21 protein-coding genes and 2 pseudogenes are annotated in these 23,722 nt (G+C 66.6%); 13 read left to right on the top strand and 10 right to left on the bottom strand.

All coding sequences use genetic code 11. The annotated features are described in order from the left end of the window. Positions 1–32 precede the first annotated feature (32 nt). A complete protein-coding gene (locus tag V5A38_RS06870; RefSeq protein WP_332325011.1) occupies positions 33–620 on the top strand; it encodes an NAD(P)H-dependent oxidoreductase in 588 nt (195 codons plus the stop codon). A 51-nt stretch (positions 621–671) separates the two neighbouring features. Here the strand turns inward: V5A38_RS06870 and V5A38_RS06865 are convergent, their stop codons facing one another. The 4 genes from V5A38_RS06865 to V5A38_RS06850 form a co-directional block, all read right to left on the bottom strand. After that, positions 672–1,010: a DUF4112 domain-containing protein gene (locus tag V5A38_RS06865; RefSeq protein WP_332325010.1), complete on the bottom strand. Its 339-nt coding sequence runs from the start codon at positions 1,008–1,010 to the stop codon at positions 672–674. A gap of 52 nt (positions 1,011–1,062) precedes the next feature. Further along, a complete protein-coding gene (locus V5A38_RS06860) occupies positions 1,063–1,341 on the bottom strand; it encodes a UPF0058 family protein (protein ID WP_332325009.1) in 279 nt (92 codons plus the stop codon). A 155-nt stretch (positions 1,342–1,496) separates the two neighbouring features. Continuing rightward, complete coding sequence (locus tag V5A38_RS06855; protein WP_332325008.1) at positions 1,497–1,709, bottom strand: cell surface protein; 213 nt, start codon at positions 1,707–1,709, stop codon at positions 1,497–1,499. A gap of 93 nt (positions 1,710–1,802) precedes the next feature. Beyond that, positions 1,803–3,089: an amidase gene (locus tag V5A38_RS06850; RefSeq protein WP_332325007.1), complete on the bottom strand. Its 1,287-nt coding sequence runs from the start codon at positions 3,087–3,089 to the stop codon at positions 1,803–1,805. Positions 3,090–3,238: 149 nt separating this feature from the next. On the opposite strand from V5A38_RS06850, the gene V5A38_RS06845 reads away from it, so the two are divergent. From V5A38_RS06845 to V5A38_RS06835, 3 genes are all read left to right on the top strand, one after another. Then, the gene (locus tag V5A38_RS06845; RefSeq protein ID WP_332325006.1) at positions 3,239–3,829 is read left to right on the top strand and encodes a molybdopterin-dependent oxidoreductase; all 591 of its coding nucleotides are present in this window, start codon (positions 3,239–3,241) and stop codon (positions 3,827–3,829) included. A 26-nt stretch (positions 3,830–3,855) separates the two neighbouring features. Further along, on the top strand, positions 3,856–5,187 hold the full coding sequence (locus V5A38_RS06840) for an isochorismate synthase (protein ID WP_332325005.1): 1,332 nt from the start codon (positions 3,856–3,858) through the stop codon (positions 5,185–5,187). A gap of 185 nt (positions 5,188–5,372) precedes the next feature. After that, positions 5,373–5,678 carry a coenzyme F420-0:L-glutamate ligase gene (locus V5A38_RS06835; RefSeq protein ID WP_332325004.1) on the top strand — a complete coding sequence of 102 codons (306 nt, stop codon included), beginning with the start codon at positions 5,373–5,375 and terminating at the stop codon, positions 5,676–5,678. Here V5A38_RS06835 and V5A38_RS06830 read toward each other — a convergent pair whose 3' ends face one another. Then, positions 5,679–7,064: a M20/M25/M40 family metallo-hydrolase gene (locus tag V5A38_RS06830; RefSeq protein ID WP_332325003.1), complete on the bottom strand. Its 1,386-nt coding sequence runs from the start codon at positions 7,062–7,064 to the stop codon at positions 5,679–5,681. Positions 7,065–7,178: 114 nt separating this feature from the next. Here V5A38_RS06830 and menD point away from each other — a divergent pair, with 114 nt between their 5' ends. The 6 genes and pseudogenes from menD to V5A38_RS06800 all read left to right on the top strand — a co-directional run bounded on the left by menD (position 7,179) and on the right by V5A38_RS06800 (position 13,566). Further along, on the top strand, positions 7,179–8,966 hold the full coding sequence (gene menD / locus V5A38_RS06825; protein ID WP_332325002.1) for a 2-succinyl-5-enolpyruvyl-6-hydroxy-3-cyclohexene-1-carboxylic-acid synthase: 1,788 nt from the start codon (positions 7,179–7,181) through the stop codon (positions 8,964–8,966). A 61-nt stretch (positions 8,967–9,027) separates the two neighbouring features. Continuing rightward, positions 9,028–9,945 (top strand): 1,4-dihydroxy-2-naphthoyl-CoA synthase, encoded by a 918-nt coding sequence (locus V5A38_RS06820; RefSeq protein ID WP_332325001.1) that lies wholly within the window; start codon positions 9,028–9,030, stop codon positions 9,943–9,945. A gap of 222 nt (positions 9,946–10,167) precedes the next feature. Continuing rightward, on the top strand, positions 10,168–11,106 hold the full coding sequence (locus tag V5A38_RS06815; RefSeq protein WP_332325000.1) for a 1,4-dihydroxy-2-naphthoate polyprenyltransferase: 939 nt from the start codon (positions 10,168–10,170) through the stop codon (positions 11,104–11,106). After that, positions 11,103–11,900, top strand: a pseudogene (locus tag V5A38_RS14620) (enolase C-terminal domain-like protein); the annotation flags it as partial. The gene V5A38_RS06815 and the pseudogene V5A38_RS14620, both read left to right, overlap by 4 nt. 272 nt (positions 11,901–12,172) lie before the next feature. After that, positions 12,173–12,979 carry an enoyl-CoA hydratase-related protein gene (locus tag V5A38_RS06805; protein ID WP_332324998.1) on the top strand — a complete coding sequence of 269 codons (807 nt, stop codon included), beginning with the start codon at positions 12,173–12,175 and terminating at the stop codon, positions 12,977–12,979. A 404-nt stretch (positions 12,980–13,383) separates the two neighbouring features. Further along, complete coding sequence (locus V5A38_RS06800) at positions 13,384–13,566, top strand: hypothetical protein (protein WP_332324997.1); 183 nt, start codon at positions 13,384–13,386, stop codon at positions 13,564–13,566. Here V5A38_RS06800 and V5A38_RS06795 read toward each other — a convergent pair. From V5A38_RS06795 to V5A38_RS06775, 5 genes are read right to left on the bottom strand one after another with little or no spacing between them, the layout of a single operon-like run. After that, a complete protein-coding gene (locus tag V5A38_RS06795; RefSeq protein ID WP_332324996.1) occupies positions 13,563–15,236 on the bottom strand; it encodes an amidohydrolase in 1,674 nt (557 codons plus the stop codon). The two genes, V5A38_RS06800 and V5A38_RS06795, sit on opposite strands and share 4 nt — an antisense overlap. A 21-nt stretch (positions 15,237–15,257) precedes the next feature. After that, positions 15,258–16,094, bottom strand: a complete 837-nt coding sequence (locus tag V5A38_RS06790; RefSeq protein ID WP_332324995.1) for an ABC transporter permease subunit — start codon at positions 16,092–16,094, stop codon at positions 15,258–15,260. Next, on the bottom strand, positions 16,084–16,980 hold the full coding sequence (locus tag V5A38_RS06785) for an ABC transporter ATP-binding protein (protein ID WP_332324994.1): 897 nt from the start codon (positions 16,978–16,980) through the stop codon (positions 16,084–16,086). Before V5A38_RS06785 ends, V5A38_RS06790 begins: the two co-directional genes overlap by 11 nt. Positions 16,981–16,983: 3 nt before the next feature. Beyond that, positions 16,984–17,790 (bottom strand): ABC transporter permease subunit, encoded by an 807-nt coding sequence (locus V5A38_RS06780; protein ID WP_332324993.1) that lies wholly within the window; start codon positions 17,788–17,790, stop codon positions 16,984–16,986. 12 nt (positions 17,791–17,802) lie between these two features. Beyond that, positions 17,803–18,936 (bottom strand): hypothetical protein, encoded by a 1,134-nt coding sequence (locus V5A38_RS06775; protein WP_332324992.1) that lies wholly within the window; start codon positions 18,934–18,936, stop codon positions 17,803–17,805. 202 nt (positions 18,937–19,138) lie between these two features. Between V5A38_RS06775 and V5A38_RS06770 the strand changes: the two genes are divergently transcribed. The 3 genes and pseudogenes from V5A38_RS06770 to V5A38_RS06760 form a co-directional block, all read left to right on the top strand. Then, a complete protein-coding gene (locus tag V5A38_RS06770; RefSeq protein ID WP_332324991.1) occupies positions 19,139–20,416 on the top strand; it encodes an O-acetylhomoserine aminocarboxypropyltransferase/cysteine synthase family protein in 1,278 nt (425 codons plus the stop codon). Then, positions 20,413–21,669: pseudogene (locus tag V5A38_RS06765) on the top strand (homoserine O-acetyltransferase); the annotation flags it as partial. The gene V5A38_RS06770 and the pseudogene V5A38_RS06765, both read left to right, overlap by 4 nt. 933 nt (positions 21,670–22,602) lie before the next feature. Beyond that, positions 22,603–23,722 (top strand): S8 family serine peptidase (locus V5A38_RS06760; RefSeq protein ID WP_332324989.1); only part of this gene is annotated, 1,120 nt, incomplete at its 3' end.

Raw genomic sequence — 23,722 nt, 5'->3', positions numbered from 1 at the left:
CCTATTTCATCTTCCACCACGAAGAATGAGATATGACAGAACCGCCGACGATTGTCGGACTGTCGGGCAGCCTTCGTGACGAGAGCCGGACCCGCGTCGCGCTCCGGAGCGCGCTCGACAGCGCCAGCGACGCCGGTGCGAGCACGACCCTCATCGACCTTCGCAGCTACGACCTGCCAGTGATCGACGCTGACGCGCGCGACGCGGGTGACGCTCCCGCGCTCAAGTGCGCAGTGGCCGAGGCGGATGCGGTGTTCCTCGCCACGCCGGTGTACCACGGCTCCTACGCGACGCCGCTGAAGAACGCGCTCGACTACTGCGGCCGCGACGAGTTCGGGGGAACGACAGTTGGGCTCATCGCCGTCGCCGGCGGCGGGTTCCCCCGACCGGCGCTGGCACACCTCCGGGAGGTCTCCCGCGCGCTCGACGCCTGGGTGTATCCCGACCAGGTGAGCATCCCGAACGGCGGCGAGCACGTCGCCGACGGCGAAATCGTCTCCGAGGATATCGCGAGCCGGCTCGCCGAGCTCGGCGAAGGACTCGTCGGCTACGCTGGCGTCGCCGACTACCCCGAACTCCTCAGCAAGAGCGACCACCAGGCGCCGGTCGCCGTCGACTGAGCCTCGTCACTGGCGGCTGAACGAAACGGAGACGGTCGCGGAGTCGCGGCGTTACGCCGCGTCGACGTGTCGCTCGATGCGGGCGAGGTTGCGCTGATTCGATTTCCAGGCGATGTCGAGTGCGTCGCCGACGAGCGGGACGCTTCCGGCAGCGACGTCGAGCGCGACCACCAGCATCATCCAGAGAAGCGTGAGCGTCGGCAGTCCGAGCTGATACCCCTGATAGACGATGTAGAGACCGACGATGCCGGTTATCCAGTCACCGGCGATAGGGAGCAGGCCGACGAGACCATCGAGCCCGATGCCACCGATAATCGGGAGTCGGATCGCCGAATCCATCAGCTCCGCGACCCTGCGACAGTGCTCCAGTCGCGCTCGGTCCTCCCTCACAGCTCGACACCGCTCGGTTCTTCCGAGGCGCTCTGGGCCTCGCCGGGCTCCATCAGAGACGGCTCTCCGCGTCCTCTGCGAGCTCCTGCATTCGCTTCCCGATGCGACCGGCCGAGGAGAACTCGTCGTCGCTCATCGCCGTTGCCAGTGCGTTACCGAGCACGAACACCGCGTGTTTGTGCTCGCTCTTGGATTTGTGGACGTGGGACGGGTCGACGTCGAGCTCCTCGTAGGGCTCGAACGTTCCCTCCTCGACGTTCTCGCGCTCTCGGAAGTTCTCCATGATGACGACCATCTGTTCGTGGAGTTCGAGCAGTTCGTCCTTATGCATACCGTAAACTGGATGTTGCGGAGGTTTAAGGGTTATTGCGGGCGGCTGGCACAGCTCTCGTCCGCTGTGGCGTCCCGCGACCCCCGCGTCACTGGCTCGAGAGAGCCACGGCTACGGACGAGAGCGAGACGGGTGGAGGGCGAGCGGAGTGTGAGTTAGAAGACGTACTCGTCTTCGTGGCCCATCATCCCTTCGTCCTCGAACTCGGGCTCTTCGTCGTCCATCGGACCGCTCGTTTTGTACGCCTTCAGCCCCGTCGAGAGCAGCTCCTCGACGGCTTCGTTGCGGTCGACGAACTCGCCCTGTTCGACGAGCTGTGCGATCTGCATTTCCAGGTGTTCGGGGACAGTGAGATCGACCTTCGGCATCTGTTTACCTGCGGTTGGCGCAGGGGATATTTAAACCCATTGCCCGGAATGGGGCGGCCGTAGATCACCGGCAGCTTGGCTATCCTCCCCGGCTCACAGCGCAGCCTCGAGCGACTCGGTCCAGGCCAGAAGCTGTTCGTCGGCGCCGAACCGGCCGGTGAACTGGATCCCGACCGGGAGGCCGCCGAGTTCGCCGGCCGGAAGCCCGACTGTCGGCAGTCCCGCGTGGGTCCAGGGGAGGTTCATCACGGGGTCGCCGGTATTTCCGATGCCTTCCGGCGCGGGCCCCGGTGCGGCCGGCGAGGCCCAGAGGTCCACCCCTGTTTCGTCCATGCGTCGGGCCAGTTCGGCACGAAGCGTCCGCCGGCCGTTGCGGGCGTCGACCAGCCGGTCAACGTCGACCTCGTGGCCCTTCTCGAGGAGTTCGACGGTTCCCGTCGCGTACTGGTCGCCATACTCCTCGTAGAGTGCGGCGTGTTCCAGCGCCGCCTCGGCAGCGACCATATCCCGATGGCGCTCGTTCACCGGATCGATATCCCCGAGCGCGTCGGTCTGGCGAATCTCGTAGCCCGCATCCCTGAGCGCGTCGAGTTCCCGGTCGAACTGCGCGATCATCGCGTCCTCGGCCTGCGAGAGATAGTTCTCGTGGGGAACACCGATAACCGGTTTCTCCGCAGCCCCGCTATCGGGTCCCTCCCACTCCGGGGCGAGTACCTCGGCGGCGATGCGCGCGCCCGCGGCGTCCTGCGTGAAGAAGCCGACGTGGTCGGCTGATGGCGAGAGCGGCAGGACGCCGTCGAGGGGGAGCCGGCCGTAACTCGGTTTCACGCCGACGACGCCGCAGAACGACGCCGGGCGGATGACTGAACCGACGGTCTGGCTGCCGAGCGCGAGCGGCACCACCCCTGCTGCGACGGCGGCGGCGCTCCCCGAGGAGGAGCCACCCGGTGTCCGGTCGAGGTCGTGGGGGTTCCGAGTCGGGCCTGGCTCGAAATACGCGAACTCGGTCGTGACGGTTTTCCCGAACACGATCGCGCCAGCCTCGAGTAGCGCGCTCACTGTCTCGGCCTGGGCACCGGCCAGTGCTTCCGGCGGGAGGTTCGACCCGGCATGCGTCGGGAACCCGTCGATGTGGAAGATGTCCTTGACGCCGACCGGAACGCCGTAGAGCGGCGGCTTGGCCTCGCCGTACTCGGCCTCGAGTTCGGCCGCCTCCATCGCGAGTCGGTCCTGTCGGTCCGGCTCAGGGAGGAACGCGCGCACGTCGGCCTCGACGGCCGCGAGCCTACCGAGAGCGGACTCGGCGTACTCAGTTGGGGTTCGCTGCCCGCGCTGTAGCTCCGCCACTGCGTCGGCGAGGCGGTTCTCGTGTGTCGTCATGGTTCGCCCTGTTGAGGCGAGGGGTGATAGCTTCCGGGTACAGCCACCACCTCCGGGAGGCGTGACTGCTCCGGATACTCACTGGCTCTGCGGGCCGTGGCCGCTCCGGAGTCGATAGCCATAGGTGCGCGACGCTCGTTGTTTCTCACATGCCAAAGGACGTGACGGCGCTCCACGAGGAGTTCGGCGGCGACCGGCTCCCGCCGGGCCAGCGAAAGACCGATAGGTTCCCCGTCTTGACCAAAGGCGATACCCCGTCGGTCGACGATGACTGGACGCTCTCGGTCAGCGGTGCCGTCGTCGACGAACAGGCGTTCACTCTCGAGGAGCTCCGCGAGCTCGGCCCCGAGACGCAGCTCCAGGATTTCCACTGCGTGACCGGCTGGTCGAAGTTCGACTGCGCGTTCACCGGGATCACCTTCGCGACGCTGGCCGAGGCCGTCGGCGTCCGGGACGACGCCGAACACGTCATGTTCGCTGCACACGATGGCTACACGACTGACCTCACCTTCGAGGAGTGCAACCGCGAGGAGGTCATCTTTGCCTGGGGCTACGACGGCGAACCGCTCCCGGTCGAACACGGTGGCCCGCTCCGGGTCGTCACGCCACACAAGTACGCTTACAAGGGCGCGAAATGGGTCAACGGCGTCGAGTTCCTCACTGAACCCGAACGGGGGTACTGGGAGCTCCGTGGGTACTCCGATAGCGCGAACCCGTGGAATGAGGAACGGTACAGTTAGAACCGACCCGGTTCACACTCAACTGAATGGAGTCACCGCGGCAGACCGGCACCGTGCCGGACGAGACGATGCTCGTCGCCCGAACGAGGGAGGTAACAGACGTCTCCTTCCGCGCGTTTCTCGCCAGCCACGGCGCCCCGCGCACCCACTGGGCCGCCCCGGACGGCCTGGAAGTGGTCGGCGCGGGCGAGGCCGCGCGCCTGACGGGGCACGGCGAGGACCGATTCGCGGCGGTTCGTGACGCCGCGGTCACGAGCTTCGACGAGTCCTCGATACCCGAGGGACCGGCCCGCCCGCGTTTCTTTGGCGGGGGCGCGTTCCACGACGACCACGAGCCCTCGCCACCGTGGGAAGGGTTTCGTGCCGCCGAGTTCGTGCTCCCGCGGGTGCAGCTCGTCCGGGCGGACGACGCGACGTATCTCACCGTCAGCCGCGGCGACGGCGACGAGACCGCTCTCGAGACCGATTTCGAGGCCACAGTCGCCGACATACAGGAGCTCCCGGCGATGCGCCCCGTCGGCGAGCCCCCTGGCGTCGTGGCCAGCCGCCGCACCACCACGGAACCAGAGTGGACTGACCAGGTCGAGGCGGCACTGTCCCGTATCGAGGACGGTGAGCTCCGGAAGGTCGTCCTCGCCGTCGCACTCGCGGTGACGCTCGAAACCGAAGTGAGGGTGCCAGATGCGCTCGAACGGCTCCGTCGTTCCTACCCCGGCTGCTTCCGCTTTCTCGTCCAGCCGACGGACCGGGCCGGCTTCTTCGGCGTCCCGCCCGAGCGCCTCGTCCGGCTCGAGGGTCGCGACGCGTGGACGGAGGCGCTCGCCGGCTCTGTGGCGCGGGGGGACACGCCCGAGGCCGACGCTGAACTGGCGGCGTCGTTGCTCGAGAGCGAGAAACTCCAGCACGAGCAAGGGCTGGTGACCGAAGCGATAGAGGACCACCTTTCACCGCTGGGCGACGTCACCGTCGGGGAGCAGGGCGTGCTGAAGCTGGCGAACATCCAGCACCTCAAAAACCCCATCTCGCTCACCCTCGACGCGGACTCACACGTATTGGCCCTGGTCGAGGCACTCCACCCGACCCCCGCGGTCGGCGGGCTTCCGCCGGCCGCCGCCGAGCAGACGATTCGCGAGACGGAGACGTTCGAACGTGGCTGGTACGCCTCGCCGGTCGGCTGGTTCGACGCCGCCGGCGACGGGGAGTTCGCCGTCGGCATCCGGTCGGCGGTTGCCGGCGGGCGGCGGGCGACGCTGTTCGCCGGGAACGGTATCGTCGCCGACAGCGACCCCGAGGCGGAGTGGGAGGAGATCTCGCTGAAGTACGAGCCGATTCTGGCCGAGTTGGGGCTGGAGGACTGAGAAGCCGTCGTAGCCGACCTGTGGCCTCGTCGGATAGTTCTGACGCGGTCTCTTCACTGAGACCTTCGGATATCTGCTAGAGAGAGCAGCGAAGGGGCTGGTTCCCAAACGTGTTTTGACAACGGGTTTGATCTGCGCCGTCCACATAGATTCGGCCGTATGCAGGGACTCACGTTTCAGAGATCATGGGCGCCGGAACCATGGATCTCGCTGTGGGCTGTTCCGGGATCGAGGCGGTCGACAGTAACTTCGGTCGAACAGATCTCTACGACGAACCCAAAATCGGCGGGCTGGACCTTCTGGCGGACGAGCTCACTGCCGGCTCTGCCCTGTTGTTCGGACAGGCCGACGAGCGCATCCCAGTCACCGTCGTCCGTGGACTCGACTACGAGGACGGCGAGGGCGTTCCAAACTCCGGCGGGTTGATCCGTCGCGGGCTGCGGAAAACGATCCAGCTGACCACTCGTTTGAAGGCTCGAGAGTGGTTCTAACTACTCTTGCTGTGCGTCAGCGACCGCCGAGAGCAGCCGGACGCTCGTCCGAATCCCTTTCTCGAAGTGGTCGACGGCGTAGCGCTCGTCGGGCGAGTGCTGGTTGTTGTCGCCCTGGCCGTACGGGACGCTGATGTGGGGCAGACCGAGATAGTTCGAGAATAGCGAATACGGCGCCGACCCACCCGAAGACGGTTTTACGACCGGTTCCTCGCCCCAGCCATCCGTGACGGCGTCGACGACGGGTTCCCGGTACGGCGTATCGACGGGGGTCCGCGTCGGCTCCATGCTGGCGTGCCGGGTCACGGTCGTCTCCACCTTCTCGGAAGCGTGCTGCTCGACGTGGTCTACGAACAGGTCGTAGATATCGTCGGGGTCCTGGTCGACGACCAGGCGCATATCGATAGTCGTCGACGCCGCCGCCGGGACGATTGTTTTGAACCCCTCCTCGCCGTGGCCGCTGGCGAAGCCGTTGATGTTCAGCGTCGGGTAGGAGAGCGTCTTCTCGAGGAACGTCCCGCCTGGCCCCTGATCGAAGCCCCCGATATCCAGCTTCTCCTGGAGTTTCTCCGGGTCGGGCTCGAACTCGTCGAGGAGCTCCCGATCCGCGTCGGAGAGTGGCCGGACGTCGTCGTAGAAGCCGTCGATGGTGATCTTCCCAGATTGGGCGCGCATCGTCCCGAGCAGGTTGTTGAGCTCCCACGCGGCGTTCGGAACGGCGCCGCCGTAGTGGCCCGAGTGGAGGTCACCGTTCGCCCCTTCGACGTCGAGTTCAACGACGAGGATGCCACGGTTGCCGAACACGACAGTCGGGCGCCCGGACTCGTCGACCGGACCGTCGGAGTTGATCGACACGTCGGCGTCGAGTTCGTGTTCGCGGGCCTCGACGGCGTCGAGCAGGTTCGGACTCCCGCTCTCCTCCTCGCCGTCGAGCAGCAGCGTGACGTTGACCGGGAGGCCGGTCGTCTCCCGGAGCGCCTTCACCGCACAGAGATAGGTGAAATGCTGGCCTTTGTTGTCCACAGTGCCCCGGCCATAGAGCAACTGCTCGCCGTTCTCTTCTCGGACCTGGGACTCGAACGGCGGGGTCTCCCACTCGTCCGGGTCGACCGGCTGCACGTCGTAGTGGCCGTAGACGAGCACCGTCGGCGCGTCGTTCTCGGGGTCGTTGTCGACGTAGGCGTGGGCGAGGACCGACGGGTGGCCGGCCGTCTCGACGATCTCCGCCGTGTCGAAGCCGTACTCCAGACAGAGCGCCGCCTCCTGGCGGGCGCACTCCTCGATGCCTTCGCCCGTCGCGCTGACCGAGGGCTGGTCGACCAACGCTTGGAGCTCGGACAGAAACGTCTGGAACTGGTCGTCGATGTACTGGTCTCGTGCGTCCATAGGTGGGAGTTGTGCGCCGAACTGGTAAAGCATCACGTGGCATACGGCCTTGCCGGCAGCGCGGGTCGACCGGGAACGCAGGAACCAACAGCCCCCGCGACGGAGATGTCACAAATGGACGCGCCGAACCGCAACATGCTCTGGGCCCGCGCGCTCGTCGACGAGCTCGCACGGGGCGGAGTCACCGCAGCCTGCGTCTCGCCGGGGTCGCGCTCGACGCCGCTGACTGTCGCGTTCGCCGAGCACGAGGACATCCAGGTGTTCTCACACCTCGACGAACGCTCTGCAGCCTACTTCGCGCTCGGCCGCGCGCGCCGCACCGGCGAGGTGACGCCGCTCGTGTGTACCTCCGGCACCGCCGCCGCGAACTACCACCCAGCCGTCCTGGAGGCTGATCAGTCTCGCGTGCCACTGCTCGCGCTGACGGCCGACCGGCCGCCCGAACTCCGTGACTCCGGTGCGAACCAGACCGCAGACCAGGAGAAGCTCTACGGCGATGCCGTCCGGTGGTACACGGACCTCCCCGAGCCGGAGGCTGAGCCGCGGAAACTGCGCTCGCTGCGGACCACCGTCGCGCGGGCGCTCGCTGAAGCCGAAGGGACCAACGCAGGGCCGGTCCACCTCAACTGCCCGTTCCGCAAGCCGCTGGAGCCCGTCGAGGTTCCCGGTGACGTGCCCGAGCAGCTGGAGGCACTCGCCGCCGAGGGCCGGACAGCAGGGAGCGCGACGACTGCGAGGGGCGGCAGCCGTGCGAAACCAGCGTTCGTCGAGCGCCGCGCGGGGGAGATGGAGCTCGCCGACGAGGATATCCGCGCAATCGCCGACGAACTCGCCGTCGAGCGCGGGCTCATCGTCGCCGGTCCAGCCGACCCGACCGAAATCGACCCCGAATCCATCGTCGCGCTCTCCCACGCCACCGGCTTCCCCATCCTGGCCGACGCGCTCTCCGGGCTTCGGTTCGGCGGACACACCCGCGTTGCGCCGGTGCTTGGGGGCTACGACGGGTATCTTGCCGAGGCGGTGACTGCGAACTGGCCCGAGCCGGAAACGGTGCTCCGCATGGGCGCCTCACCCACCTCGAAGCCGCTCCGAAAATACCTGGCCCGGAGTGGTGCCCGGCAGATAGTCGTCGACCCCGCCGGCGGGTGGCGCGAGGCGGAGTTCACCGCCACCGACCTCGTCACTGCCGACCCATCCCGGTTGGCGGCGGCGCTTTCGCGGGTGATCACCGGTCCGGATTCAGCCGACTGGCGCCAGTACTGGGCCGAGGCCGAACAGACCCACTGGGACGCCGTCGACGAGCAGGCGGAGCTGTTCGAGGGCGGGATTCTGGCCGAGACGGTCGAGCGTGCGCCTGAGCCGACCACGCTGTTCGTCTCGAACTCGATGCCGGTCCGGGACCTCGACCGGTTCGCCAGCCCGTCCCCCGACGCGGTTACCGCACTCGGCAACCGCGGCGTGTCTGGCATCGACGGCATCACGTCGACGGCGCTGGGTGCGGGGTCGGCGACGACCGACGACCTGACGCTCGTCATCGGCGATCTGGCGTACTACCACGATATGAACGGGCTGCTGGCGGTCACTCGGTGTGACGTCGACGCCACCATCGTCATCATAAACAACGACGGTGGCGGCATCTTCCATATGCTCCCAATCGAGTCGTTCGACCCGCCATTCACGGCGCAGTTCAAGACGCCCCACGGACTGGATTTCGAGCCGAGCAGCGAGCTCTACGGTCTCGAGTACGCGCGCGTCGAGAGCCGCGACGCGTTCACCGAGGCCTACAGCGAGGCGGTCCACAGCGACGGCAGCCATATCGTCGAGGTGGTCATCGACGCCGCCGATTCTCACGCGATCCGAGACGAGTTGGAAGAGCAGGTTATCGAGGCGCTGTCAGCGTAGCTCGAGGTCGACTCGCCCTGCCGACCGCGGGGTTTTTGCGCAGTCCCGCCGCGGTTCCGACATGGTCTCTGAGCTGTTCGACCCCGAACGCTGGGAGCGCGTCGATGGCGCCGACGAGTTCGACGACATCACCTACCACCGCGGGGTGGATTTCCCCGCTGTCCGCATCGCGTTCGACAGACCGGCGGTTCGCAACGCGTTCCGGCCCGGCACCGTCGACGAACTCCACGCCGCGCTCGACCACGCGCGCAAGCAGGCCGATATCGGCTGCGTGCTGCTGACGGGGAACGGGCCCTCGCCGAAAGACGGCGGCTGGGCGTTCTGTTCCGGTGGAGATCAGTCAGTCCGCGGCGGCTCGGGCTACGAGTACCACGGCGACGACGAGGCTGCCGAGGACGAGGCGGTGAGCGTCCAGCAGGCGAAGGCGGGCCGGCTCCATATCCTGGAGGTCCAGCGGCTCATTCGCTTCATGCCGAAACCGGTCGTAAGCGTCGTGCCCGGCTGGGCCGTCGGCGGCGGCCACTCGCTCCACGTGGTCTGTGACCTCACGCTGGCCAGTGAGGAGCACGCGAAGTTCCTCCAGACGGATCCGGACGTGGCCTCCTTCGACGGCGGCTTCGGCTCGGCGTATCTCGCCCAGCAGATCGGGCAGAAGCTAGCCCGTGAGGTGTTCTTTCTCGGGAAAACCTATTCGGCGGAGGAGGCCGTCGACATGGGGATGGTCAACGAGGCGGTGCCCCACGACCAGTTGGAGGAAACAGCAATCGAGTGGGCCGAGACGATGACGGCGAAGAGTCCAACGGCGATGCGGATGCTGAAGTACGCGTTCAACATGGCCGACGACGGGATGGTGGGTCAGCAGGTGTTCGCCGGTGAGGCCACGCGGCTGGCTTACATGACCGACGAGGCCAGCGAGGGGCGGGATGCGTTTCTCCAAGGCCGGGAGCCGGATTTCTCGGAGTATCCCTGGCATTACTGATACTGCCGGACAGAAGTCAGTACAGACTCGCTCACCAGTCGCTAACCATCACACGAGGTGACGGCCGATTCACGGTGAGCGATGGTTGCATCGTTCTGTCCGGCAGTATGGGGCAGCGAGCCGTCCGACTCCGCCGTGGCCACCGCGCCAGTCGGAGTTCCGCCTCGAATCTGGCAGCCGGGACCACAGTCGCTTTGGGTACCCCCCGCAAACGCTCGATAAATGAGTACGAGCGCAGCGCCCTCCCGAGTGAAAGTGTGGCTGATGGCCGCCAGACCCCAGACGCTGCCGGCCGCTGTCGCACCCGTCGCAGTCGGGACTGGACTGGCGGTGCACGAGGGGATGTTCACGCCGCTCCCGGCGCTCGCCGCACTGCTTGGTGCGGTGCTCATCCAGATCGGCACCAACTTCGCCAACGATTATTACGACGCGGTTCAGGGCGCGGATACGCCGGATCGCGAGGGGTTTACCCGTGTTACTGCTGGCGGGCTCGTCGAGCCCGCATCAGTCAAGCGAGCGATGTGGCTCACCTTCGCCGCCGCGATCCTCATCGGAACGTCTCTCGTCGCCGTCGGGGGCGTCCCAATCCTGGTTATCGGGCTGCTCTCGGTCGCCTCCGGCATCGCCTACACCGGCGGGCCGTATCCGCTCGGCTACCACGGCCTCGGCGACCTGTTCGTCTTCGTCTTCTTCGGCGTCATTGCGGTAACGGGAACGTTCTACGTCCAGGCGGCCGCGACGCTCGCCTCGGGGTTCCCACTCGGCGTTCCGTCCGGAACGGTGCCGATGGCCGCACTGCTGGCAAGCCTCCCGGTCGCGGGTCTCTCGACCGCCATCCTCGTCGTGAACAACGTCCGTGACCGCGAGGAGGACCGTCGAACCGGCAAGCGGACCCTCGCAGTGCGCTTTGGCTACACTGCTTCCCGGATCGAGTATCTCGCACTGCTCGCCCTCGCGTACGTCGTTCCGGCGCTGTTACTGTGGCGCGGCTTCGACCTGGTCGTATTGCTGCCGTTGCTTTCGCTCCCGCTCGCGGCCAGGGTGAGCCAGACCGTGCTCACGGAGACCGGCGGCGATGCACTCAACCCCGCGCTGGAGCGGACCGGCAAGCTCCTCGCGCTGTACTCGGCGCTGTTCACCGCCGGGCTGGCGCTCGGGTGACTCTACCATCGACGCTCAGGCCGTTCTCGCTCGACCTCACAGAGCCACTGGCAACTGGGGCGGGGGAGATTACCAGCCGGGAGGGGTATCTCGTCGGCATCGACGGCGCCGATTCGGGGGCTCGTAGCGTCGGCGAAGCCACACCACTTCCTGGGTGGACCGAGATTCCTGAAAAGTGCCGGACTGCGCTCGAGAACCCGCTGGCCTCGTGGCAGGATTGTTCCGATGTGGAGACTGCCACCGTGGACACACCGTCGGCCCGCCATGCGTACCGGCTTGCACAGCTCGACGCCGGAGCCAGAACAGCCGGATGTTCACTCGCACCGTGTCTCGCTGCCCAGGGTGGGTTCCCTGCGCCAGCGGACCCGGTCCAGGCCAACGCCACAGTTGGGGGATGGAAGCCTCGACGACACGGTCGCCGCCGCTCGGGAGGCGGGCGCGGAGGGGCTCGACTGTCTGAAGCTCGAAGTCGGCTCGCGCTCACTTGCCGAGGATCTCGACCGAGTAGGAGCTCTCCGCGACGCAGTCGATGCCGCGGTCCTGAAGTCGATGGCCCTCGGCGGTCCGGGCCTGACCATCGTTGCCGCCCGGACGCGACTGGACCACGGAGTCGACCCGGTTGTGATGACGACCATCGATGGGGCCGTCGCTCGGTCAGCCGCGGTTCACGTTGCCGCAGCGATCCTGGAGGTTCGGCCTGTGGGCTCGCGACGGGGGAGCTTCTTCGCGAGGATTTCGAGCCGAACCCGGTGTCGGTCGAGGGTGGTCGGATCGCGGTCCCCGATGGGCCGGGGAACGTCTGGGGGGGGGGCGTTCGACGTGTCGCTCCGGGGCTGAGACCGAGCCGGGGTCCTGTGGCTCGACGCGGCTCCACGCGACGAGATCGTGGCGAACAGGTGACACACTCGCGATCACGGAGCGGTGCGTCACACACCGGCCTCGTCCGCTCCGTGGCAGCTCTCAGTGCACGACGGGGCTGGCCGCCCCATCCGGTATGAATCCTCCCACCGCGGGGTCGGGCTCGGACGACGATAGCTTTAGTCGCATCGGGGATGAGCGACCACCTATGGTCACCGAGTACGAGGACGGTGCGGTGCTGCTCGAACGTGCTGGCGGTATCGCCCGCATCAGACTCAACAGGCCAGAGCGTCGGAACGCGCTCTCTGACCCCGTCACGACAGGCATCATCGACGCCCTCCGGGAGGTCGAGACGAGCGACGCGCGATGTCTCGTCATCGAGGCCGAGGGCCCGGCGTTCTCGGCGGGCGGGGATATCGACGCCATGGTCGAGCGTCACGAGCGCGACGCGCCGGCGTCGGAGGCTGTCGAGCGAGTCATTCAGCAGATCGGTCGCTCGATCCAGCGGCTCGTCGAGTGCCCGCTTCCGACGATTGCGAAAGTCGACGGCCCGGCGTTCGGCGCCGGTGCGAACCTCGCCATCGCCTGTGACATCCAGCTACTGAACGAGGAGGCGAAACTCGGATTCGGGTTCCGGCAGGTCGGCCTCGCCGTGGACTCTGGCACTTCCTACCTGCTCCCCAGGGTCGTCGGCGACAACGTGGCCAAGGAGCTCGTGTTCACCGGGAAGCTGCTCTCGGCGGACCGGGCAGTCGAACTCGGCCTCGCCAACCACCTGTACTCCGACGACACGTTCGAGACCGAGGCCGAGTCCTTTATCGAACAGATCGCCTCGGGGCCCACCGTCGCGCTCCGCACCTCCAAGCGGCTGCTCCGCCACGGGCGGACCGCATCTTTATCGGAGGCGATCGAGCACGAGGCGGTCGCGCAGGGAACGGTGTTCGACTCGGCCGACCATGCCGAGGGCGTCGCCGCGTTCCAGGAGCGCCGCGAGCCCGAGTTCGAGGGTGAGTAGCTCACTCGTCAGCGCGAACGGGCGAGCTGTTCAGCCTGGGTCGTCAGCGTGCCGAGTCGGCTAAGTAGCCCAGCGAGAGTGCGCGAGGATGACGACCGAGACTGTCCATGCGGAGCCGGCGAGGCCGCCGCGTGCGAACAGAGCGGTGACCAGGTCGAGCCCCGTCTCCGGCGCGGTACTGGTGAGGGACACGTCACAGCTCGCAGTGAACGAATGGCACCGGAGCGGACGGTCGTGCCGCCACCAGCGAACACCCCGGCACGAGCGACGCGGATGCGGGGCCGCCCCGGAGTACGAGCGCGAACGTCACCAGCAACGGGAGAACGACGAACAGCCCCAGGTCATCGCTTCCAGCGACGAAGTGATGGCGGCTGGCATCTCCGGTCGGGAGCGAGGAGCTGTTCGTGAGCCGCGGGGCAGTGACGGACAACCACCAGGACTGCTGGCTGACAACCCACCACGCTGATGACTATCTCGTCGACCACCGCGTACGCGTCGTCGTCGCCAACGCCGTCGGCAAACTGCTTACGGCGGTGCTAACGGCGCTGGAGGCCGGAAACAGCGTTCTGTGGGCCAGCCCCCGTTAGTTCTCGTGGACGATTTCGCCGTCGATTACGGTCAGCTCGACGGTCGTCTCTCGGAGTTCCTCGGGCGAGCAGTCCATGAACGGCGTATCCAGCACCGCGATATCCGCGCGCTTGCCGGGTTCGATTGAGCCGAGTTCGTCCTCCCAGGCCATCGTGTAGGCGCTGGCGCCGGTCCAGAGCCGGAGAGCCTCTTGCCGGGAGAGCGCCTCTTCCGGGCCGAGTTCGCCAGCGGTGACGGTCTCTCGACTGGTCATCCACCAGAGCGAGTCGAACGGGTACCACGGCACCACCGGTGCGTCGGTACCGCCACCGGCGGGAACGGGTGAGTCGACGACGGTTCGGAGCGGGATGGCCCGCTCGGCGCGCTCCTGGCCCCAGAGCTTCTCCATGTTTCGCCCGAGATACGTCGGATGGTTCTGCAGCGTCGCGAGCACGCCGAGGTCGGCCATCCGTTCGAGCTGCTCGTCGGTCGGCAGGAACAGATGCATCGCCGTCCAGCGCAGGTCGGTGATGTCGATCTCCTCGTCGACGGCTTCGTAGGCGTCGAGCAGCGTCTCGATGGCCTCGTCGCCGACGACGTGGGTCTGGACCTGATGGCCGTACTCGGCGGCTCTGTGGAACATCTCGACCAGCTCCGCCTCGCCGCCGGGCGGCCAGAGGTAGTGTCCGTAGAACTTCTCCTGCTCCTGCACCCCCTCCGCGACCTCGTAGGGCTCCGAGAGCCGGGCCCCCTCGACGCCGCCGTCGAGCATGTACTTCACGCCGCCGACTTTCAGGAACCCCGTCCCGAAATCGCGTGCGAACGGGCGAGCGTGGGCGGTCACGTCGTCGGCCTCGTGCACGCGCACGAGCGCGTCGACGCGAATCGTCGCCTCGTCGGCCATCGCGACCGACTGGTAAGCCCGCATCACGTCCGGTTCGACCCCTGGTTCCAGGACTGCTGTCACGCCGCGGGAGTTCAGCTCTGTCATCCCGCGCCGGATGTCTTTGCGGTACTCATCGTAGCCTCTCTCGGGGAGCACCGGTTCAACCAGTTCCGTTCGAGCGTTCTCCAGTACGGCCCCGCTGGCCCGCCCCGTCTCGGGGTCCCGGACAATCGTCCCGCCATCCGGGTCGGGCGTCTCCGCGTCGATCCCCACGCGCTCGAACGCCGCCGAGTTGAGCACGGCGACGTGGCCGCCGCGGGGGATGAACACCGGGTTGCCGGGTGCGACTTCGTCGAGTTCGTCGCGGGTGGGAAGTCGGTCCTCAGTCAGTTGGCTCTCGTGCCAGCCCCAGGAGGCCTGCACCCACTCGCAGTCGGGCGTCTCCGCGGCGGCCTCGGCGACGGCGTCGAGCACGTCCGCGATGCTCCGGGCATCGTGAAACGTCACCCGTTCGAGATCCATCCCGACCTGGCGCAGGTGGCAGTGGGAGTCGACGAGTCCCGGAATCGCCGTCCGGCCGTCGAGGTCGATCTCCTCGGTTTCCGGGCCCGCAAGCGCTCGAATCTCGTCTGTGCTGCCGACCGCGAGGATCTGGCCGTTACGGACGGCGACGGCCTCGGCGGTGCTGAACTCTCCATCGACAGTCAGCACCTCGCCGTCGACGAGCACGGTGTCGGCGTACTCGACGACTTCGGTCGGGAGGCTGTTCGGCGATTCGTCCTCGGTCTGTGTGTCTCCAGTCATGTCTGAATCTCCGTGAATCGGTTACCGCGCACCTGTCAGTTCGAACTCCTCGTCGTCCCGGTAGGCGAACACCCGGCGCTCCAGCGCCTGGAACACCAGATACTCGACGAGTACGACGACGAGCATGAAGACGAGCGCCCAGGCCCAGGTCTGGGTGTACTCGAAGGCGCCGCGAGTCTGTCGCACCTTGTAGCCGACGCCGGAGGAGGAGGCGAACACCTCCGCGACGGTCACGACCTTCCACGAGAGCGCCAGGCCGAACCGGCTCGCCGCGAACAGCGCCGGCGCGATGTCGGGGACGATGACCCGCCTGAGTAGCCGGCGGTTCGAGAGTTCGAAGGAGTCGGCCATCTCCAGCAGGTCACCGTCCAGCCCCTCGACGCCTTTCCAGACGTTCACCGCGACGAACGGGGCCACCGCCACGGCGGCGGCCGTCGTCGGCGCGATGAAGCTGAAGCCCCACACGAGGCGGGCGATGGCCGCCAGTGCGACGGAGGGGAACGCCAGCCCCATCACGACGAACGGCGAGAGGAATCGCTCGCCGTAGCCGGTCGTCCCCATCAGCACGCCAGCGCCGCCGCCGAGCACCATCGCGCCGGCGAAGCCGACGAGGATGCGCCCCAGCGTCGGCAGCAGGTGGACGAACGCCTCGCCGGTCAGATAGAGCTCCGTCGCCGCCACGAGCGTCTCCAGCGGGTACGGGACGGGGTTGACCGGTGAGCTGATCTCGAACCACGTCGCGAGCCCCCGCCAGAGCGCGTAGGTCAGCGCGATGCCGAGCGCGCGCGGGAACCAGCGCGTCGCGAGTTCGCCCTCCCGCCACCCTGATTCGGCCTCGCTCACTCGCTCAACCGCCATTTCTCCCCTCCGACCCATCCGTCCCGCTTGCGGGCTCGTCGATGCTGTGGAACCGCTCGACCGCCTGCTGGCGGAACCGGATGAACTCCGCCGAGTCCACTTCGCGGGGCCGCGGCAGGTCGACTGCCAGGTCTGCGTAGATCGCGCCGTCACCGAGCATCACGATGCGGTCGGCCAGCTGGACCGCCTCCGTGATGTCGTGGGTGACGAACAGCACCGTCCGGCCCAGCCGCCGCCAGACCGAGAGTAGCTCTCGGCGGAGCGACTCGGCGGTGATCTCGTCGAGGTTCGAGAACGGCTCGTCCATCAGCAGCACCTCCGGGTCGATGCTGAGCGCACGGGCGATCCCCACCCGCTGGCACTGACCACCCGAGAGCTGGCCGGGGTAGCTCTCGTACTGGTCCGAGAGCCCGACGAGGTCGAGATACTCTCTGGCCAGTTCGTCGCTGTACTCCGGGTTGTCCTCGTGGACGAACTCGACGTTCTCGACGGCGGTGTTCCAGGGCAGCAGCCGGGGCGACTGGAACACGTGGCCCAGTTCCACGTCGTCGGAGCCGGTTGCGGGCGCCCCGTTGCTCCGCTCACGCTCGAAGCGCACTTCGCCAGCGCTGGGGTCGAGGACGCCGCTGACGATGTCCAGCAGCGTCGATTTGCCGGAGCCGGACTTCCCGATGAGCACGACGAAGCTGCCGGGCTCGATTTCGAGGTCGATATCCGAGAACACCGTTTCGACACCATCTGCGGTGTCGAAGCGTTTGGCCAGGCCGTCGATATGGATGGCTGCAGCGTTGGTCCCGCCAAGGTCGGTATCCGGTTCGTGAGAATCGCCAGCGTCGCCGCTGTTCTCACCGTCCGTCCTCGTCTCGGAGGGTGTGTGCTCACTCATTGGTTACCACGCGACGGCGGTCTCCTCCCGCCAGTTGAACACGCGCTGCTCGATCTGTTGCAGCACGAGATACTCGACGACCATCATCACCGCGCCGAACAGCACCGTCCAGGCGAGCACGCCGGTCATCGAGAGCTGTGTGAGCTCGGTCTTGATCATGAAGCCGACGCCGCTCTCGGCGGCGATCGCCTCTGCAAGCGTCACCAGCTTCCACGCGCCCGCAAAGCCATAGCGCACGCCAGCGAACCATTCCGGCAGCACCGAGCGCAGCACCACGCGCCGGAGCACCCGGCCGCGGGAGAGTTCGAACGACCGTGACATCTCCAGTAGGTCGCCGTCGATGCCTTTCACGCCCTGATAGACGTTCTGTGCGACGAACGGGAACGGCGCGATGCCAGCAGTCACCGTCGGCGTCAGGTCGCTGATGCCGAACGCCATCGCCGCGAAGACGGCGATGAACACCGAGGGAAACGCGAGCCCGACGGTGATGTAGTCCTGGAACACCTTCTCCCAGAACCCCGAGAGCCCCATCAGGACACCCAGGGCGGTGCCCAGCGTCATCGAGAGCGTGAAGCCGTAGATGATGCGTCGGCCGGTCGCCCCGAAGTGAGGGACCCACTCGCCGGTTCGGAGGAGTGTCCAGACCGCAGCCCCGACAAGCGGCGGCGTCGAGAGCGTATCGACCAGCCCGAGCCCAGCCGAGAGCAGCCACCAGATGGCGATCGCCGTCGCGACGGCCTCCACGAAGACGACCGCGCGATTCTCGACGAACAGGCGACCCAGCCGGCGCTCTGCCGTCGGCGCGCTCATCGGCGCCCATCCTCACTCATACGATTTCGCTTTCTCGTAGTACGTCTCGATATCGAGGCGCTGGTAGCCGAACCCCTCGTCCCAGTCGGCGGCCACGTTCCCCATCTCGGCGGCTTTCGAGAGCGCCTGCTTGTCCTGCTCGACGTACCCGTCGCTTAGCCCGTTCTCCACCGGGCTCGCCGGCACCGTGTTGGGCGAGTGTTTGGCCTGGAACCGAAACTCCAGCACCCACTTCGCCTGTTCCTCGGAGTCGGCCCCGAGAACCTCCTGGGTCTCGCTCTCGGCGGCGATGGTGTCGATGTTGTCCCGGAGATACTCGTTGGCCCGGCGGAGCATCCCGAAGTAGGCGGCGACGGCATCCGTGTTCTCCTCGCTGTAGTCGGCGCGGCTGACACCGTTGCCGATGGCAACGCTCCGGCGCGGAAACCCCATCTCGGCGACCAGACTCTGGTTCCAGAACAGCGGCGTGAGCTCCTCGCGGACCGACCAGAGGTTGTACGGCGGTCCCGAGCCGCCGGCGTCGATATCCCCGCTCGCGACGAGGCTGGCCAGCGTCGGGAACTCCGAGGTGACAACCTCGAAATCGCCGTTCTCGCTGAACTCGTAGCCGAACCGCTCCTGGAAGATCATCCGGTAGGCCGGAATCGTCCCCAGCCCCCAGCCGCCGATACCGACCTTCCCGCTCTCGGCGAGGGCGTCGACGGCCGCCTGCACGCTACCGGCCTCAGCCGGGTCGTACTCGCTTCCCTTCCGGACGTAGAGACCGGTGTGCTGCGGCGCGGTGACGGCGTGGGCCCGGAGCTGCTGGTCCTGCTCGCTCGCGAGATTGGCCGCCTCGACCGAGCCCACGGAGGGTGCCAGGTCGGCCTGTCCGCCCATGAACAGCGAGAGCTCGTCCCAGGTGAGCTGCAGTTCGGCCTCGTAGCCGAGTTCGTCGTAGACGCTCTCGAAGATGTCCGTCCGCTCACGGAGATAGTTGGCTTGTAGCTTCGTCGTCGGTGTCGGCGCCGACGCGACGGTTATCGACGACGAGCCCCCGCCACTGCCGCCGCTACAGCCGGCCAGTCCGACGAGCCCCGCAGTCACGGCGCCGGCGCCCGTCCGCAGCAGCGAGCGACGGTTCAGTTCAGGTTGATTCTCGGTCATAGCGGAAGCTGTGGACTGGTGGGGTTAACGGTTTTGGACAGTGGCGAAGATTGACGGCTATTTTTGCACAGAGCTGTACATCACCCCGAGTTCCCGGGCTCTATCCCGGCAAATCGACCGGTCTGCGCTGGCGGTCCGGAGTACCGACCGGATTCGCCAGTACTCCCATGCATTTTTATTGTCGGAGATATGCACTACATACATGACTCGCGGCTTTCGGAGTCGGAGCCTCCACGCTGGCCACGAGCCGGACGATGAGAACGGCTCCTTCGCTCCCCCGATTCACCAGACGACGTCGTATCGCTTCGAGGACGCCGATTACGCCGCGAAGCTCTACGCGATGGAGGCCGATGGCGATATCTACAGCCGCATCTCCAACCCGACCACCCGCACGCTCGAGCGCCGTCTCGCCTCACTCTCGGGCGGCGTCGGCGCCGTCGCCACCAACGCCGGGATGGCCGCCATCGATTCCCTGACCACGGTCCTTGCAAGCGCGGGCGACAACATCGTCACGGCCGGCGACCTCTACGGCGGAACGACGGCCTACTTCGCCCACACGGCGGCCAAACGAGGACTCGACATCCGGACCGTGGACACAGTGGATTACGAGGCGTACGAGGCGGCCATCGACGACGAAACCGCGTACGTCCACGTCGAGACCATCGCCAATCCCTCGCTGGTGACACCGGATTTCGAGCGCCTCGCCGATATCGCCCACGCCCAGGCAACGCCGCTGGTCGTCGATAACACGTTCGCCACGCCGGCGCTCTGTCGCCCCCTGGAGCACGGCGCCGACATCACCTGGGAGTCGACGACAAAATGGATTCACGGCTCGGGCACCACAATCGGCGGCATCGTCGTCGACGGCGGCGCCTTCCCGTGGGACCACCCCGAGGCCGACTACCCGGAACTCTCCGGGGAGAACCCCGCGTTCGGCTTCGACTTTTCGGAACGCTTCGGTGACGAGGCGTTCACCCGCGCGGTTCGCCAGCGCGGCGTGCGCCCGCTCGGGAGCCACCAGACGCCGTTCGACGCCTGGGCCACCCTGCAGGGACTGGAGACGCTCCAGCTCCGGATGGAGCGCCACTGCGAGAACGCCCGAATCGTCGCCGAGCATCTCGATGCCCACGACGCGGTCGACTGGGTCACCTACCCCGGCCTGGAGTCCCATCCGACTCACGAGAACGCCCAAGAGTACCTCTCCGGCTTCGGCGGCATGATCGCCTTCGGCCTGACGGACGGGTTCACCGCGGGCAAGCGGCTCTGTGAGGCGGTCGAACTCGCAGGCTTCGTCGCCAACGTCGGCGACGCTCGCACACTCGTTATCCACCCGGCAAGCACGACCCACGCACAGCTTACGGAGGACGAACAGCGCGCTGCCGGTGTCTTCCCGGACCTGATCCGCCTCTCGGTGGGGCTGGAGGAGCCCGAGGACATCGTCGCCGACCTCGACGACGCAATCGCGCGAGTGAGACCATGACAGGTGGCACAGGCGCGACAGGCGAGAGCGAGTCCAGAACCGAGGCAGGGACGACGCCTGCCCACGAGGCCGGCGTCCGGGCGGTCGGCGAGTTCGAGTTCGCTAACGGGGGCACCGTCCAGAACCTCGAACTCGCCTACGAGACGTACGGCGAGTACGACCCTGACGGCGGCCCGACGGGCGATGGGAACGCCGTACTGGTCTGTCACGCGCTCACCGGGAGCCAGCACGTCGCGAGCGTGCCGGATGACGCGGCGGAGAGCACAGGAGGTGATGAGGCAGCCGAAATCGGTGGCGGCCAGGCCGACGCCTGGTGGGACGATATCGTCGGCGCGGGCAAGGCCATCGACACGACGGAGTGTTTCGTCATCTGCGTGAACGTGCCGGGCTCCTGCTACGGCTCGACCGGTCCCGCCAGCGAGCATCCCGACGGCGGCTGCTGGGGGAGTTCGTTCCCGCCAGTGACCGTCGCCGACTGGACCCGCGCACAGCGGCGGCTGCTGACCGACCTCGGGATCGACCGGCTCCACGCCGTCGTCGGCGGAAGCGTCGGCGGCATGAACGTGCTCGACTGGGTTCGACAGTTCCCGGACGCAGTCGACCGGGTTGCGCCAGTCGCGACGGCGCCCCGCCTCGACGCGCAGCTTTTGGGTATCAACGGCGTCGCCCGCCGAGCAATCCGCGGGGACCCGAACTGGAACGGCGGCGACTACTACGGTCCCGACGGGTGCCACCCGGACCGCGGGCTGATGCTGGCCCGCCAGCTCGGTCACATCACCTATCTCTCGAAGTCGTCGATGGCTCAGAAGTTCGGCCGCGAGGAGAGCGCCTACGACGTCGACCGACCGTTCCCGGCGGACCCGAGCGAAGCGGCGTTCCCGGACCGCTCGGTCGACACGTATCTCGACCATCAGGCGTCGTCGTTCGCCGACCGGTTCGACGCCAACAGCTATCTCTGGCTGACCCGCGCGATGGACGAGTTCGACCTTGCGGCCGGCTACAGTTCAGCCGCCGACGCGCTGGCCGGCTTCGACGGCGAGGCGCTCGTGCTCTCGTTCACCGACGACTGGCACTTCACCGTCGAGGCGTCGAGGACGCTCACGGCGGCGTTCCGCCGGGCTGGAGCGGATGTGGCTCACCATGTCGTCGATTCGGACTACGGTCACGACGCGTTCCTGGTCGAACCGGAGAACGTCGCCCCGCCGCTCCGGAGTTTTCTCGCTGTAGGCGTCGATGGCGAGGCAGTTCGGGATGTCGACTGTGGGGCTGGAGACGCTGACTGCGACGACGCGACCGGTGCCCAGGAGGACTGCACCGACGTCGACACCACTGACAACTGCGGCGACCGGTCCGACCGAACCCCACCCGCAGCGACTTCTGGCTCATCGTAACTGTCGTTGGGAATCCGGTTTCTTCACTCAGTCTCTGGCACCTCCCTGACTTGTGGCTCTGGGCAGCAGTGGACGTGACTATCACATCTGTCGAATATACTGATGTTGTTGTTCCTGTTGACGGGAGCCCAGTTCTGCGCCGCCACAACCTCGCCGTTGCGATTTTCAGACCGCGATGTATCCCACGCCGGCGCTGTTGAAACCCTCTGCTGCTGGCGCCACTCGCTTGCTGAATACCTGGTTTATGCGGTAGCTGACGAGTGTGAAACACCTGCTATACCGATTCGCGGGGAGCGTGTTCGACCCGTGCTCTCAGCCATCCATACTGGCAGTTGAGAGTCACGAGCGTAGGCGCGCCGATAATGTTGGGCCAGACCGTATTTATGACTCCAGACAGGCCACCCGTTCATGGCCGGTGATTTCCGGACCGATAACTGGTAGAATATCTGTTCCGACGTCACGGAGAACGGCGAGGTCGTAGCGGTGGCGACACCGAGAACTCCCTTTGTCGCGGTCATACGCGGCGTCTCCCCATCGTCGTGGTCCATCGGTGCTGGGACTGTGGGTCTGGCCACATCGAGACGCGCCGAAGGCCGAGTTATCATCCTCTCTTAGCGGGTTCGAACTACGCCGAGAGTGTCCTGTGAACTGCGAACACGCGCTGAAACGTTTTTCACCATCTTCTCTGAAATCACCCCTGGATGTCGGAAAAACACCGCCAATGCCCGGTTAGCTGGTGTCTAACTCCCGAAAACGTGGGTTGCATTTATTATCTATCAATTATCTCTGTACCATATGCCACGTCACAACAGGCGAACGTTCCTCAAACTCAGTGGCGCAGTGCTCGGTGGAATCGCGGTTGGAACGGACGTCACGGCAGCGACGCGAACAGACCGGTTCATCGTCGAGACACAGGGCAAGCGTGGGCTGGGGGGAGTAGACGTCGTCCACGAGATGCCGGGTGTCGATTTCGCGGTCGTCCGCGGATCCGAACGTGACATAAAACAGGCGTTCAAAGACTATGCGCCGGATATCGAGATCGAACTGAACGACCCCGATGTGAACGAGGAAGTGCCGACGTTCGACGCTTCGGACTACGAGGGGCAGCCTGGCGACTTCCTGCAGTGGGACAAGGCCGACCTGAACGTTCCGGAGGCCCACGAGACGACAGAGGGAGAAGGAACACGGGTTGCAGTCATCGACTCCGGGGTGCTGGAGACCCATCCGGACCTCGCGGGCCCGCTGAACCTCGAACTCTCGCGGAACTTCACCGACGACGGGGGCGACCACAACCCGGTCGGCGGCGACGACCACGGGACCCACGTCGCAGGCATCGTCGCAGCCGACAACGGCGGCGGAATCGGCGTCAACGGGACAGCACCGAAGACCGATCTCGTGGACTGTCGGGTGTTCTCCGGGCCATTCGCCACGTTCGGCGATATCCTCGCAGCGATCGTGTATAGCGTGAACGTCGATGCCGACGCCGCGAACCTCTCGCTGGGGGCGTATCCGATCCCACGACAGGGGTTGGGTGAGTTCTACGGAAAAGTCCTCAACAGCACGATGACCTACGCGAACAAGGAGGGGACGCTACTCGTGCTCTCTGCCGGTAACGCCGGAGCCGACCTGCGCAAAGACAAGAACTTCATCAGTCTCCCGAACGAGGGAGCACAGGGTCTCTCGGTCGCCGCGACGGGGCCAATTGGATACGGCTGGGACGCCGGGGAAAACGAAGCGCCGCCGGAGAGCCCTGCGTTCTACACGAACTACGGGACCAACGACATCGTACTGGGCGCGCCGGGTGGTGACGCCGACCTCGACGCTATCGGAACGGGGGTCCTGTGGTTCTACGACCTCGTTTTTAACACGGTGTTCACCTACGAGGACACCGACGGCGACGGCGAACCCGACACGC

This window comes from Halolamina sp. (assembly GCF_036626355.1).
Taxonomy (GTDB): domain Archaea; phylum Halobacteriota; class Halobacteria; order Halobacteriales; family Haloferacaceae; genus Halolamina.
This window is presented reverse-complemented; position numbering and strand designations above follow the sequence as displayed.